Source organism: Salinicoccus jeotgali, assembly GCF_055379195.1.
On sequence record NZ_AP043830.1, the window covers coordinates 1678411 to 1693215 of the forward strand.

Genomic DNA, 14805 nt, shown 5'->3' on the forward strand with positions numbered 1-14805 from the left:
TGCTCATTTGACTTTGTTGATGATCTCTTCAGCCTGATGCTTGACTGAGGAAAGATCGTTAAGCCTGTAGCTGTCGTAATCCTGCATGATGACTTGTGCTTCGCTGATGCCCGCCTGTTCTGCGATGTCTGCGCGCATTTCGTCATCCTTATCTTTGACGTTGACGAATAGATAGTCGGTATCATATGCCCCAATCGCGTCCAATTCGATCGGCAACGGTCCCTCCTCCAATGCCTCTTTAAGTGCTTCGTCCATGCTGAAATCGAGCACGTCGTACACCGCTTCAGTACCGAAGGCGGAAAACTCGCCACGGATGATATACCCTTCCGCCTCTTTAGTCAGGACGATCGCCTTTTTACCGTTTGCCATATCGCCTGCGCTCCGCTGGATGCGTGTCATCTCTTCAAGCCACCCATCACCGATGTTTTGTGCTTTTTCCTGTTTATCCAGGATGACGCCGAGGTTATACAATTGCGTCAGATAAAGGCGCTCCCTGAAGGGACTGAAGATTGAAGTGCTGTAGCTGATCTGCACTGTTGGGGCAATCGATTGGTAGTCTTCTATGTACGCGTCGGGCGCATAGGTGATGATCAGGTCCGGTTCCACGGCTTTGATTCCTTCGATATCACCGTGTTCCAACAGAGTGATTTCAGGATCTATCTTCTCTTCAGCAAGCCACGTATCTGCAACCACGTCACCCACACCTGCAACATCGGCATCCAACAGTTCCGCGTTGCCGACATCTACACCGCGCAGCAGCACGACGCGCTCTGGATTTGCTGGTACTTCAATCTCTTCCGTGTGTTCGGTCACGATCTGTCTCGTCGCTCCATCTTCTGAGACGCCCGTCTCCCTGAAGCCGCTGCATGCCGAGACCAAGAGCATCGTAACGATGAGCAATAGTCTGATTTTCATCTTATGCATCTTCCATCCTTCCTCTGATCCCTTTCATTATACATGAATGGATTTTACAGGGGAAACCAAAAAGGACAGGCATAAGGGATAAGCCCTTCTGCCTGTCACACTGCGTTTTCTTCATGACTCACGGAAATTTCTTCATCCAGTTTCAGCCTTTTCGCCCTATATCTGTAGATGAAGTCGAGAAATTTATCCAGCTTACCGTCTGATACACTTTTCATGCTGATGACGATCTCGTTGCCAATCCATATATGGATGATGTTGCCGACCAGCAGCAGATTTTCGGTCGTGATGCCGGTGATATCCTTGTACTCGACAGCGTGGGTCTCAATTTCCTCTGTCCGCTTCAGTTTGATGAACAGCCTGTGCGTCGTAGGTATGATGCCGCCGTGGAAGGAGTGGTGACCGTCCTTCTCGTATTCTACAGTACCGATCAGTTCCGGGCCGACGACTTCATCTTCGTAAAGTGTCATATCATCGAGATCTTTTAATCTGTTATGCATAAACATACCCCCAGATTGTTTATAATCATTTACCCTTCCTGACTCTATTATAAACTATTCCGAATTTTAAGACAATGACCCCGGCCAACATTCCTATGATGCCGCCCAATGTATTCAATATGACATCATCCACGTTGGAGATGCGACCGATCGGTAATGCATACTGCAGAAATTCTATAGCGGCTGAGAACAAGAAGGCAAAGAATACAGTGATGATCTCCTGGCGGATAATCAAAAACAGAAAGAAGCCAAACGGCACGAATAACAGGATGTTCATGCCGATCGAGTTGATGATCGCATAGTCAGCTGCATATTCGAATGTATCCAGAATACTGTAGAACGGTACCAGCTGAGTGACCTTTTCAGGATTCGAACTTGGCAGCAGGGTCAACAGCAGGGTACCGATTATCGACAACATCAGACCGATGAAGATCAAGTAGTGCACTTTCTTGTTTAGAGTATCAAGTTTGCGTCCAGTTCTTCTATTGATGGAGAGCGTCATGAAGATGATCAGGAACGAGAGCAGTATAAATATCGGAATGATTGATTGGAACGCTTCAAACAGCTTTGACATATATTACCCCCTGCCTCTTCATCCAAATTGTTGTTCTGTAAATGTTTTATACATATCATGCGATGCCATCAATTCCTGATGGGTACCGCTGCCGGTGATGCGGCCTGCTTCGAGGAAAAAGATCCGATCCGAATTGACGACGGTCGACAACCTGTGTGCAATGACCAGCACAGTCCGTCCTGCCATCAAGTCATCAAGTGCTTCCTGCACATATTTCTCGGAACGGGAATCCAGGCTGGCTGTCGCCTCATCCAGCATCAATAATTCAGGATCCTTCAAAAATGCCCGCGCGATGCCGATGCGCTGACGCTGACCACCTGAGAGGCGGATGCCCCGTTCCCCGACCTCGGTATCGAGTCCGTCTTCAAGCTGGTCGATGAACTCATCCGAGTAGGAACGGCTTACCGCAAGTGCGACTTCTTCCTCAGTATACTCCGCTGCCTCAAGGCCATAGGTGATATTGTCCCGGATTGTTCCGGATATGATCGCACTTTCCTGTGCCACGTAGCCGATATTGCGCCTCAGTACAGGGAGCGGGATATTGCGGATATCCACCCCATCTATACTGATGCTGCCGCTATCGATATCATAATACCGCTCGATCAGTGAAAATATGGTCGATTTGCCGCTGCCGCTCGGCCCCACAAATGCGACCTTCTGGTTGGGTTCAGCCTTCAGGCTGACATCTACAAGCACCGGCGTCGACGCGTCATATCCAAATCCGACATTGTCAAATGTCAGCGTTCCGAATTCAGGCGTCTCGCCGGCGGATTCATTTTTCTCTTCTTCCATGCCAAGTATCGTGATGATGCGGTCCGTCGCCCCAAGCGCCTTATTGTATTCGGTGAAGAACATGGCGAACATCGTCATCGGCATGATGATCTGGAACAAGTACAGCAGGAACGCAACAAGCGTACCGATCGAAAGTGTCCCCTCCGATACCCTCAATCCGCCGTAAGCGATGATCAGGATGATGACGAACATCATGACAGTGCTCATGATCGGCGACAAGAAAGCGTTTATCTTCGCTTCCTTCATGCCAAATTCGAATAATCTGCCGATGCCCGCCTTTCCTTTTTCACGTTCATAGCGCTCCCCGTTGAATGCCTTCACAAGGCGCATCTCACCCAAAGTCTCCTGGATCAGACCTGTAAACGATGCCGTCTCATCCTGAAGTGCCCGTGATATGCGGCCCATCCGCCGGCCAAGGGGCAGTATGATCACGATGGATATCGGGACTGCGATGAACATTATGAGCGACATGCGCCAATCCAGTATGAAAAGGATGACCACTGCCCCGATGATTGAAATGATGCCGCTGATCAGCTGGGGGAAATGGCGGGTGATCAAGTCTTTTATGATTGCAGTGTCGTTGACGACTCTGCTGACTGACTCACCGCTCTTCGTCCGGTCGAAATACGGGATCGGCAGTTTAAGGAACTTATGCCACACACGTTCCCTGAGTCCCATGATGATCGTCTGGCCGATATGCGCCAATATGTAGTAGGACACTCCGTCGAGTACGGCACTTATGAGGAAGACACCGATGATTATGCCGATCAGCATCCCTGAAATCATCTCTGGACTGTAGCCATCGATGAATTGCTGCGTCAATAGAGGCACGATCAGCGACCCGATTGTGCCGAACAAAGTCAGCACCATGCCAATGATGAAAAGCCGCCTGTTCAGATCCGTCTGCCTGAGGAGTGCCGTGAAATCACGGAATGTGGCCCGGTCTTCCTGATTTTTCTTTGCCATCCTTTAATCATCCTTCCAAATTGTTTCCAACTGTTACAGTATATATTACTAAATCATTTTGCTCTATGATAAACTATTTTTATATCATACAAAGGGGGAACGTCAATGACTTTGGAACTTTCAGGGTTATCCAAAAACTTCAATGGGGAACCAGCAGTCGATCATATCGATCTCAATGTACCGACAGGCAGCATGTATGGATTTTTAGGGGGGAACGGGGCCGGTAAAACAACTACTTTCCGCATGATCCTCGGCCTGCTCCAGCCAAGTGAAGGGCATATCACCTACAACGGTGAAAAGATCGACTACAATGTAACCAATCAGATCGGCTACCTGCCTGAGGAACGTGGCCTGCATCCAAAATTGAAGGTGGATGAACAGATCCGCTACCTTGGACAGCTCAAGGGGATGTCGAAGCAGGATGTCGATAAACGGCTCGATGAATGGCTTGAACGCTTCGAAGTGCCGGAGAACCGGACGAAGCGCATTGAAAAGCTGTCAAAAGGCAACCAGCAGAAAATCCAGCTCATCGCCTCGATTATCCATGACCCGAAACTCATCATACTCGATGAACCTTTCAGCGGCCTCGATCCAGTCAACGTTGAAATATTGAAGAATGCAGTCAAAGAACTCAACAGCCGCGGTGCCACCATCATCTTCAGCACACACCGCATGGAACATGTTGAAGAGCTGTGTGAATCCATGTGCATCCTGAACAAGGGGCGTCAGGTCGTCAGCGGCAGGATCGACGAAATACGCAAAGACTTCGGCCAAAAGGAAATCATCATCGAAGGTGAACATGACATCTCTTTCCTAAAGGACATGTCTGGAGTCATCGACATGAAACAGATACGCAACAGATACATATTGAAGATTGAAGATGAGAGCTATGCGGAGCCGATTTTCAATGAAATCGTCAAACTTGGCTACTTCAAGCGTTTTCAGGTCAACGAACCATCGATCAACGACATTTTCATTTCAAAGGTGGGTTATGGGATATGAGTAAATTTCTGGCGACTTTCCTGCAGACCTATTCCTCCAAAATACGTGCAAAATCCTTCATCATCAGCACGTTGATCATAGTGCTTGTGATCTTCATCGGGGCGAACTTCGATAAGATAATCGACTTCTTCGATTCATCTGAAGAAGTAACGGCCGTCAAAGTAGAAGGTGATGAAGCAATCTATAGCCAATTCAAAGGCACGATGGACGCGCTCGATTCAGGTATACCTGTGGAACCTTATGAAGGCGATGTGGGTAGTGCGGAAGTGCACCTTTCAATCGAAGATACAGCACCTTTAGCGGTCACCCTCCACAGTGATAATGAAATTCCATCCGAACAGGTCAATAAAATCGAAACCGCACTCGGTCAGGTTCAGCGCAGCAATACCATCATGGCACTCAACTTGTCCGAGGAAGAAGCAGAGCGTCTGAACGCAACCCCTGACATCAGTTATGATATCGCTTCAGAAAGCGGTTCAGCGGATGAAGGAAGCCCAGCATCAGACGACGTGCCCGACATCAATCCATTGAACGCTGTAGTCTTCTACGTCACAGTAATCGTCATGTTTTTCATCATCATCAACTATGCCAGTCAGATCGGCACTGAGGTTGCGATGGAGAAGACTTCGCGCGTCATCGAGATGATTGTATCAAGCGTACCACCGGTCACCCATCTTTTGGCGAAGATCAGCGCAATGATTCTGGTCAGCCTGACCCAACTGTTCATATTCCTCTTGGCCATCGTTGCTGCAGTCTGGATTTTCGACTTCGGCAACATCATAGGTGACCTTGGATTGGAAGCGAATGAGCAGACGGTGACGCTGATTGTATATTCCGGCATCTATCTTGTGCTTGGCCTTGTGCTCTATCTATCACTCTCTGCGATGCTTGGTTCATTCATCAGCCGCATGGAAGACTTGCAGCAGGCGCTGCTGCCGGTGACGATGCTTGCCCTCGGTGGCTTCTATATCGCCATCTTCAACATCTGGGGTGAAGCGGACAACATGCTCGTCAAAGTTTCGAGTTTCTTCCCACTGTTCACGCCATTTGTCATGCCGCTCCGTGCAATGAATGCTGAGACAAGTCAGATGACACTGCTCATCGGCGTCGTTATCCTGATTGTTTCGATTGCGCTCGCAATCATACTGGCTGCAAGCATCTACCGCAACAGTGTCCTGTCGACTTCCGGCGGGATATTCAAGAACTTGAAACGCATACGGAAAGAATAAAAGACAGCTCAATTTTGAGCTGTCTTTTCATATGTTTTAAGCGAGGCACACTGTTCACCTACCGTGCACCTTAAATTGGTCCTTATAGATGAGGTGTTCTTTAGTGAATTTTGTTGGCGAATCAATACCGGCTATCGCTGCCAGATCAAATAACCCTTCCCTCAGTGAAATCAGGTAATTACATACACGGTACTTCTTCTCTTCGATATCGAGCGCCTGCTCTAATTTCGGATCGGTGGTCGCTACTCCGACCGGGCATGTATTCGTATGACATTTATGCGTTCTGATGCACCCTGTACTCATCATGAAGCCACGTGCGATATTCACCAGGTCGGCACCCATGGCAAGGGCCATCGCAACCTTATCCGGCGTCACAAGTTGACCGGAGGCAATGATCAGCGTGCGCTCCCGGAGGCCATATTTTTCAAGCAGCTGGTCCATATAGGGCAAGGCTGCAAATGTCGGCAAACCCACAGAAGCAGCCAGTTCATAATACGTTGCTCCTGAACCACCATTACCGCCGTCGATGGTTATAAAGTCAGGGATGATATCTTTTTCCTTCATGACCTTCACCATGTCTTCCACTTCCGCTTCATTACCGACACTCAGTTTTATACCTACTGGTTTTCCACCGACTTCCCGCATCTCGCTCAGAAAATCGAGTAGTTCACCAGTGTTTCTGATGTTTTCGAAACGGTTGGGGCTGTCAACGGTTTGCCAAGGATGAAGGTTGCGGATTTCTGCTATTTCTTCAGTGACCTTATTCGCCGCTACGTGGCCTCCCCGGGGCTTCGCACCTTGCGCAAGCTTCAGTTCGAATGCCTTCACCTTCTCCTTGCCCGCTTTATTCCTGAACTCTTCCCAGGAAAACTCTCCGTTTTTGGTGCGGACCCCAAAAAGCCCTGAACTGATCTGCATGATCAGATCGACATCCCCTTTTTCATGGTAGGGCGACACGCTGCCTTCACCGGTGTTCATCCATGTACCGCCGGCCATGCCGAGCCCTTTCGACAGTGCTGTTATGGCATGACTGCCGAGCGACCCAAAACTCATTGCGGACTGTCCAATGAGTCCTTTGACCCGAAATGGTTCCGCAACTGTGTTACGGCCGATCACGATGGCATCCTCATCACTCAATAGATACGGATCAATCTTCTCGTCATGGCGATGTTCATCACGGCTGATCAGTCCTTCTTGGGTGATCTGATATAATTTCGTCTCCACTTTTCTGCTCTGATCGATCTTAAGTTCACTATGCTGCAGCGGAAACATCTTATTGACAAGATATAGGCCAGGTTTCTCGAAATCCCTATCTGAGCCGAATCCTATCATCCTGTCTTTATATTTTGCCGCTTTATTGACGAAGACGAACTCATTCCGGTTGAATGGCCTGTCTTCACTGTCGTTGTTATAGAAATATTGACGCATCTCTGGTCCTATCATCTCAAGTATGTACCGCATTTTCCCGAGCACCGGATAATTCCTGAGTATGGAGTGTTGGGTCTGACGCTTATCCACAAAATACAAATAGCCAAAAATCACCAGCGGCGTAAAAAAGACGATGGCCAGTAACAGAACGATTATAATAAGTAATGTGTTCATGGTTATCCCCCCCTACTCTATATTCTTCCATTATAATACTTAGAATTCAATATGATTTATAGTGTGGCTCACCCTCAGTGGATAGATGTCTGTAAAGCTCTCTTAAGTGGATATGTACAAAAAACCCTTTCACCATGAAATCATGATGAAGGGTTCGATAAAGCAGTGATGCACATAAGTCGCCAGCCACTTACCATCTAAGGCCGGACAATATTGATTTCAGCTCATTTCGTGCATGGAGCGGAAGGGGCCAACGGCTGATTTCGGCGAGGAGCTCCACCCGTCCGACATGCCCGCCAACCAGTCCATTCAACCTCGTTGCGAATGTGGAATCCATCAGTTCGGATTCATCCTCAATCAAAAAATCAATCTGCGACAATGCTCCTGGATGACGCTTCAAGTAATATTTCTGATGCCGTGTTTCGGCAGGAGTGAAATTCGTGAACTGAATGATTTCCGTTTTGATGGACGCACCGGTTGCCGCTTCCATTTCATCTTTTACTTCCCTAGCAGAAGCTGCCTGGCCATCTCCCCGGACACATAACAGGGAAATATATTGCCGTCCTTTGTAGGCGGGGAGATCACTTTTATGGTTGCGCCAGAAGTGGCGCAGAATGTCTGCATAGGAAATGATGTTTGGATCATAATCCACTTCAACCATTTCTGTATGGTCACCCATATTACGGTAGGTTGGATTCGGCGTTGTGCCGCCGGCATATCCTGTACGCGTCCTCAACACACCGTGAAGCGCCCCGAACCGGGCATCCGGCCCCCAGAAGCATCCCATGCCAAGGGTTACAGTATCGGATCCGGATCCGGACCACCCACTTTCAAGTTCATGCAATGTAAGTGGCGTCACAATTTACCAATGGCCGCTTCATCTGCCAGCACAGTGACATCATCATGGCGCTGCAGCACGGTTGCAGGCATATCCTCGGATTCCTCTCCATTGATCATGCCATCGATCGCTGCCGCTTTACCTTCTCCAGACGCGATCAGCAGAATTGATTTTGCATCCATAATGGTATCGAGCCCCATACTGATGGCACGCGTCGGCACCTCTTCAATCGTATTGAAGAAGCGGGCGTTGTCCTTGATTGTCGTTTCTGCCAGGTCGACCACATGGGTTCTGGAATCGAACGCAGTGCCAGGCTCATTGAATGCGATATGCCCATTGCGTCCAATGCCGAGCAGCTGAAGATCGACCCCGCCAATTTCTTCGAGCATACGGTCGTAGCGCTTCACTTCCGCATCAAGATCTGTTGCTGCGCCATCCGGGATGAATGTATTTTCCGGTGGAATCGAGACATGGTCAAAGAAGATGTTCTTCATATAATGGTGATAGCTTTGTGGATGGTCACTTGCCAGACCGACATATTCATCGAGATTGACGGTATAGACATGGGATAGGTCTACACTATTCTCGTTCAGCATCTCTGCTAAAATTTCATACATCTTTTCTGGAGTGGAGCCAGTCGCCAGGCCCAGCACCACACGATCGGAATTGACGATCTTATCATATATAGCCTCTGCTGTTTTTTGACTCATCTCATTATAATTTTCTACGCGTTCCAGTTTCATTGTTGATCCTCCTGATTTTCATTTAATATTTTTAATGATATGTTCAACCGCATCGTTGATATCCTGCTGTGACCAGCTTGGTATGTTGAGCTCACTGCCAATCTCATGGTGGGCCGGCACATGGATGAAACCTGCTTTGACGTCCTTTTGCTGGCGCTTCAATATATAAAGCGTCGTATACATGAGCATATTGCACAGATAGGTGCCTGCTGAGTTTGAAATGCGTGCCGATACCATGGCGGATTTCAGGGCTGATTCAAGCTTCTTGATCGGCAATGTTGAAAAAAGACCGTCAGGACCACTCTCCTCTATCTTCTCTCCGTCAGGCTCGAATCCCGTGTTGTCCGGACGGCCATCCATGCAGTTGACGGCGATGCGTTCAATGTCGATGGTATGCCGCCCGCCGGCAAGCCCGAGGTTAATTATCGCATCCGGTGCATATTCTTCGATATCTTCTGCAGCCTTCGCACTAAGCGTTTTAAATTCCACCGGATAGACACGTCCCACTATATGGAACCCTCCGATCTCCTTCCCATCAAAATATTCGACGGCTGAGCCTGTTGGATTTTCCTTGAATTTCAAAAATGGTTCAAAACCGGTAAGGAGCAGTGTCTGCATTCATACCATCCTTTCAATTTCCTTTTTCGCTTCTACTATACCAAAGATGAAAGTAAACGCCTACAAAATAAGTATCCCCCTACATGACACAGCTTATCTTTTATTGTTTACTCCAAGGTTATCTCATGAAGAATGCGGGTATTTTAATTGAAACTCTTTTCAGATAACGGAGGACGGATAATGAACTACAAAAAGCAATCCAGTTTCAAGGGCCAAACTGCATGGTCCGGCCTGTTATTTGGCATCGGTCTGATGGCGCTTGTCGATGAAATCATTTTTCACCAGTTGCTGCAATGGCATCATTTCTATGATTGGGATACCCCATTCATTGGAATCATGTCGGATGGATTACTCAACGCATTCGGACTTTTTGCGCTGGTCGCAGGGCTATTCATGTTCGCGGATCTAAAACGCAAACAAGCCATCTCCCTCAGGCGATGGGCGAGCCCCGTCTTCATCGGGCTCGCTGGTTTCCAGCTGTTCGATGGCATCATCAACCATAAGCTTCTGCAGATTCATCAAGTCCGCTATAATGTCGACATCCTGCCGTATGATCTTGCCTGGAACATTTTCGGCGTCATTCTGCTGACTATCGGTCTCCTGCTGCTTTATACAGAAAAACGCGGTGGGAGGTCTAATTAAGTATGCATGCCATGGATAATATGTCGTCGTTCCTCGTGTTTGAAGCCGCAGCGGCTTGCTTGATGTTGGGGGCACTCATCATTTACCCGGCGCTGATGCATCGTGCCAATAAAACACACCGCAGATGGCCCTTACATCGCCCCGTCTTCTGGGCACTGGGTGTTTTGGCTGCAGCAGCGGCACTGGTGGGTCCCCTTGCCCAGCTTTCCCATAGCGACTTCACCGTCCATATGCTCGGGCACCTTCTGCTTGGCATGCTCGCCCCGCTCCTTATGCTGATGGCCAAGCCGATGACTCTGCTGATGCGTGCACTCGATGTCCGGCATGCACGCAGGTTGAGCAGAATCTTAAACTCCAAGTATGTGCACTTCATCAGTAATCCTGCAGTGGCTTCGTTACTTAATATCGGCGGCCTCTTCCTCATCTACAAGACCGGGTTGTTTACAGCAATGCATACATCCGCCTGGCTGTTTGCACTGATTCATCTGCATGTCTTCCTTGCCGGCTACCTATTCACGATGTCGATAGTCTACATCGACATCACCACACGCCGCTACAGTTTCATATACCGGGCAGCCGTGCTCATCATTGCGCTTGGCTTCCATAAAATACTGTCAAAACTGATCTATGCCGCACCACCTGAAGGCGTGCCACAAGCTGAGGGTGAGACCGGTGCCATGCTGATGTATTACGGCGGTGATGTCATAGACCTGGCCCTGATCATCATACTGTGCAGCCAGCGGTATCAGTCACGGTCACCGAAACCGGCAGTACGATAAAACTTTAAAAAGAATCACCCACCTCAAGGAGCCACCTCCTATTACTGACTTTTAAGGTTTAAAACATTCCCTATCATAATTAATTTCAAAATATTGTATATTTTGAAGGCAACCTTTAAAATGACAGTAATGAGACAAGGGGGAATATTATGAATATAAAGGAAAAGCTTGATGCATTTAAGAATGAAGTCGGTAAAGTGATGGTCGGACAGGAAAAAGTAGCGGAACTCATATTTGTAAGTCTGCTGCAGAGAGGGCACATCCTATTCGAGAGCGTGCCCGGAACAGGTAAGACCATGTTGTCGAAGACAGTGGCCCAAGCGGTCGGCGGCACATTCAAGCGCATACAGTTCACACCCGATATACTGCCGTCCGACATTACAGGACTTAACATCTATAATCCGAAAACGCAGGAATTCGAATTGCGCATCGGACCGGTCGACACCAACATACTGCTCGCTGATGAAATCAACCGGGCAACACCAAGGACCCAGTCCGCCCTACTTGAAGTAATGGGCGAAAAACAAGTCACAATCGACGGCGAGCGCATCAATATCGAGGAGCCATTCATCGTCCTGGCCACCCAAAACCCGATTGAATCCAGCCAAGGGAACTTCGATCTGCCTGAAGCCCAGCTCGACCGTTTCCTGATGAAGATAGACCTCGGCTACCCCTCCCGGGAAGAAGAGAAGATGATGCTCGGTCTCCATGGCCACACCCATCCGTTGGATGCCGTTACACCCATATTTACAAAAGATGAAATCGTCGCGCTGCAGGATGAATTATCGGAAGTTGAAGTGAATGATACTATACAGGATTACATTCTTGACTTGATACATATGACACGGGAACATGAGCATGTCGAAATCGGCGTCTCACCGCGCGGCACACTTGCGTTGGTCCAAGCCGCCAAAGGGGTTGCACTCGTAAGGGGACGAGATTATGTCATCCCTGAGGACATCAAGTATATAGCACCGTTCGTCATCAGCCATCGTCTCGTTTTGAACATCGAAGGCAGCACTCTCACCACCCCGGCAATCATCGCGCAGGAGGTTATCGCCACCCTGGAAGTCCCGGTCGAATATGGAGTGGTAAGAAATGAAGTTTAAAGCAGATTTCAAGGATTCCCGGGCAATGAGTTTTTTTATTGGAGCCGCCATCATCCTGTTCCTGCTGAACGTATTTTATACCATCAACTTGAACGCCATGCTCATCGCCTCACTCGGCCTCTTCATCTCATTTGCATTGCTGAATCATCTATATGAAACGCACATGCCAAAAAAGCTCAAAGTTGAAATAATCGATAAAGAAATGCGCATGTATAAAAGTCAAGGGGGAAAAATGCGCATCAAGATTGTGCAAGAGGGGATGCTTCCGATACTTGACGGCCAGCTAAGCATTACAGCCCGCGACAATATCCGGTTCGATGAAGAACACAATAACGGTACCCGGCATCATACCATGACTTCAGTCCGCTTCACGGTGATGCCGAGAAGTTCAACCGTCATTGAAATCCCGTTTGTCGGGCATGCCAGAGGCGTCAGTAAGATTATAGGCGCCAGAATGGAGATCCCCAGGATCTTTGGCTTCAGCACCTTCGAACTCAAGCAGAGCGGCACCGTAAATCATGAAATCATCGTCTATCCGGATCGATATGCCACCCACAACGACCAGATGGCGACCCCGCCCATCCAGGGCAGTTTCCAGCAAAAAAACGCGCTGTTCAATGACCCAATGCTGACGACGGGGACGCGGGAATACTTGCCGCAGGACAGTATGCGGGATATCCATTGGAAAGCGTCTGCCCGAACAGGAGGGCTGCAGACGAAGCGCTATGAAAAGACGACGAAAGTCACTTGGATGATTCTGATCAATCTGCAATCCGATGTCTCATATATGCCGCCCGAGAACATTGAAACCATCTTCGAGAAGATTGCGTTCATCACCAGTCAGGCTGCCGAAAACGGCATCCCCTATAAGATCATCTCGAACATGGTCACTTTCGACAACCGCTCTTTCTTCAGTCTTGAAGAGGGCAGCGGCGCCCGCCACTATAAAAGAACTCTAGAAGCGCTATCACGCATCAATACAGTCACCTATACCGTGCCTTTCGAGCGGTTTTTGAAGCATGTGCGCCTGCATGAAGAGATTCCTGCCCATGTCATTTTTACAGGAAAGGCAGATGCAGCCATCGAGGCTGAATTATCGATGTTCAGAGCAAAGGGCGCACACATATTCCAATTGGATACCCACGGCGTCGCCCCTTTTGAAGCCCACGGCGTCAGGGGGGTGTCGGTATGAGCCGGATGAAATATAATCTTGGACTCGCCCACACCTACTTCACCGATATGTTCCCGCTGCTGTTCGTTATAGTGCTGATCAATGTCCACAACAACAAGGCGCCCCTTGTGCTGCCGTTTGTGGCTTTAGTCGCAGCCGCTTTAATCGTAAGCTTCCTTATTGTCGGGCGAGTGGATATGAACCGCCTGTATTTCATGTTGCCTGTGTTGCTTGCGGCCGCATTCCTATTTGGTTTCAACTGGTTGGCCGCACTCCTCACCGCCTACATCCCGATACTCCGGCTCGAATATCTACACGATGATTCTAAAGGGACACCGTCGCCTGCTGCACTCATCACGACCTTCCTTCTGCTGATCGGCACAAACCTTATCGGTACCTCAGAAGCAATCGCCCACACCCAGCTCTTCCATGGCATATTCCTTGGTCTGCTGCTGTTCTTCTTCATCGGCAGGCTGATGGTCCACCTTATCGGCAATGGGTATGCCGCCACAAGGAACATCTCGATACTCCTTATGGCAGCAGGCACATTTATAGTGCTCGGAGGTATCTTCAGCCTCATCTACAATTATGCAGCCTTCGCCATGAAATATTTGGTGGTACTGCTTTTAAACGGTATGATATTCCTCCTCCGCCCCCTCTTTAACGCACTTGAAGATGTCGAATTGGAAATGCCGAAGATGGAGTCTGAAGAACAATCTGCTGAAGAAGGAGAATCGGTACAGGAACAGCTTGAGCAGGGCACCACATTCAACCATGTGCCATTCGACACAATTATGATGATTCTACTTGCGGTGGCCATCATTGTCGGGCTCTATATCTACTACAGGAAAAGGGAACAGCCTACTGCTGAGGAGTCATCTGCACACACTTCCGCCAATGCATCGGTTTCACATTCTTCATTGCCGGAACATAAAAAGGTGAAAGCACCGGATGACCGCGTCAGAAAGGTATACTTCAATTTCGAGAAATGGTTGGCTTCAAAGGGCATGGGACGATACCGCAATGAAACGATAGAAGAATGGATCGATCGCCTAGAGCTCTACACGCTCATCGACCAGGATCGGCTCGACACCTATATGGAAACGCGCTACAGGAGCCAGGATGCAACCCATAAGGACTATATGGCATATAAAGATAATATACGAGTCATGAAAAAAGCCATAAACAGCCATGTGAAGGGCCGCAAAGTTGATTGATCATTCTGAAATCATAAGGCTTTCGATAGATGTCACCCAACCAACTATGTTAAGGTGAACGTGTAATATGCAAAATGCATCATCATTGTTCCCCCGCCAGTT

The 14805-nt window shown here is 48.6% G+C and carries 15 protein-coding genes; 7 read left to right on the forward strand and 8 right to left on the reverse strand.

What is annotated here, in order from left to right; genetic code table 11:
- Positions 1-3: 3 nt before the first annotated feature.
- From ACZ43I_RS08725 to ACZ43I_RS08740, 4 genes are all read right to left on the reverse strand, one after another.
- Positions 4-924, reverse strand: coding sequence for an ABC transporter substrate-binding protein (locus tag ACZ43I_RS08725; protein WP_344700602.1), 921 nt, complete (start codon positions 922-924; stop codon positions 4-6).
- A gap of 95 nt (positions 925-1019) precedes the next feature.
- A complete protein-coding gene (locus ACZ43I_RS08730; protein ID WP_344700601.1) occupies positions 1020-1421 on the reverse strand; it encodes a PH domain-containing protein in 402 nt (133 codons plus the stop codon).
- Between the two features lie 25 nt (positions 1422-1446).
- Positions 1447-1995: a VanZ family protein gene (locus tag ACZ43I_RS08735; protein WP_344700600.1), complete on the reverse strand. Its 549-nt coding sequence runs from the start codon at positions 1993-1995 to the stop codon at positions 1447-1449.
- A gap of 18 nt (positions 1996-2013) precedes the next feature.
- The gene (locus ACZ43I_RS08740) at positions 2014-3753 is read right to left on the reverse strand and encodes an ABC transporter ATP-binding protein (protein ID WP_344700599.1); all 1740 of its coding nucleotides are present in this window, start codon (positions 3751-3753) and stop codon (positions 2014-2016) included.
- 105 nt (positions 3754-3858) lie between these two features.
- On the opposite strand from ACZ43I_RS08740, the gene ACZ43I_RS08745 reads away from it, so the two are divergent.
- Both ACZ43I_RS08745 and ACZ43I_RS08750 read left to right on the forward strand, forming a co-directional pair.
- The gene (locus ACZ43I_RS08745; RefSeq protein WP_344700598.1) at positions 3859-4755 is read left to right on the forward strand and encodes an ABC transporter ATP-binding protein; all 897 of its coding nucleotides are present in this window, start codon (positions 3859-3861) and stop codon (positions 4753-4755) included.
- Positions 4752-5984: an ABC transporter permease gene (locus ACZ43I_RS08750; RefSeq protein ID WP_344700597.1), complete on the forward strand. Its 1233-nt coding sequence runs from the start codon at positions 4752-4754 to the stop codon at positions 5982-5984. Before ACZ43I_RS08745 ends, ACZ43I_RS08750 begins: the two co-directional genes overlap by 4 nt.
- Before the next feature lie 54 nt (positions 5985-6038).
- Here ACZ43I_RS08750 and ACZ43I_RS08755 read toward each other — a convergent pair whose 3' ends face one another.
- From ACZ43I_RS08755 to ACZ43I_RS08770, 4 genes are all read right to left on the reverse strand, one after another.
- Entirely contained in the window at positions 6039-7586 is a 1548-nt protein-coding gene (locus tag ACZ43I_RS08755; RefSeq protein WP_344700596.1) for an FMN-binding glutamate synthase family protein, read from the reverse strand.
- 190 nt (positions 7587-7776) lie between these two features.
- A complete protein-coding gene (locus tag ACZ43I_RS08760) occupies positions 7777-8445 on the reverse strand; it encodes a peptide-methionine (S)-S-oxide reductase MsrA (protein ID WP_344700595.1) in 669 nt (222 codons plus the stop codon).
- Complete coding sequence (gene nagB, locus ACZ43I_RS08765) at positions 8442-9167, reverse strand: glucosamine-6-phosphate deaminase (RefSeq protein WP_344700594.1); 726 nt, start codon at positions 9165-9167, stop codon at positions 8442-8444. Before nagB ends, ACZ43I_RS08760 begins: the two co-directional genes overlap by 4 nt.
- Before the next feature lie 18 nt (positions 9168-9185).
- Positions 9186-9785, reverse strand: a complete 600-nt coding sequence (locus ACZ43I_RS08770) for a pyroglutamyl-peptidase I (RefSeq protein WP_344700593.1) — start codon at positions 9783-9785, stop codon at positions 9186-9188.
- A 180-nt stretch (positions 9786-9965) separates the two neighbouring features.
- On the opposite strand from ACZ43I_RS08770, the gene ACZ43I_RS08775 reads away from it, so the two are divergent.
- From ACZ43I_RS08775 to ACZ43I_RS08795, 5 genes are all read left to right on the forward strand, one after another.
- Positions 9966-10427: a DUF2243 domain-containing protein gene (locus ACZ43I_RS08775; protein WP_344700592.1), complete on the forward strand. Its 462-nt coding sequence runs from the start codon at positions 9966-9968 to the stop codon at positions 10425-10427.
- Positions 10428-10429: 2 nt separating this feature from the next.
- The gene (locus tag ACZ43I_RS08780; protein ID WP_344700591.1) at positions 10430-11206 is read left to right on the forward strand and encodes a cytochrome c oxidase assembly protein; all 777 of its coding nucleotides are present in this window, start codon (positions 10430-10432) and stop codon (positions 11204-11206) included.
- A 149-nt stretch (positions 11207-11355) separates the two neighbouring features.
- Positions 11356-12315 (forward strand): AAA family ATPase, encoded by a 960-nt coding sequence (locus tag ACZ43I_RS08785; RefSeq protein ID WP_344700590.1) that lies wholly within the window; start codon positions 11356-11358, stop codon positions 12313-12315.
- The gene (locus ACZ43I_RS08790; RefSeq protein ID WP_344700589.1) at positions 12305-13507 is read left to right on the forward strand and encodes a DUF58 domain-containing protein; all 1203 of its coding nucleotides are present in this window, start codon (positions 12305-12307) and stop codon (positions 13505-13507) included. The genes ACZ43I_RS08785 and ACZ43I_RS08790 overlap by 11 nt, the downstream gene beginning before the upstream one ends.
- The gene (locus tag ACZ43I_RS08795) at positions 13504-14703 is read left to right on the forward strand and encodes a P-loop NTPase family protein (RefSeq protein ID WP_344700588.1); all 1200 of its coding nucleotides are present in this window, start codon (positions 13504-13506) and stop codon (positions 14701-14703) included. The genes ACZ43I_RS08790 and ACZ43I_RS08795 overlap by 4 nt, the downstream gene beginning before the upstream one ends.
- Positions 14704-14805 lie beyond the last annotated feature (102 nt).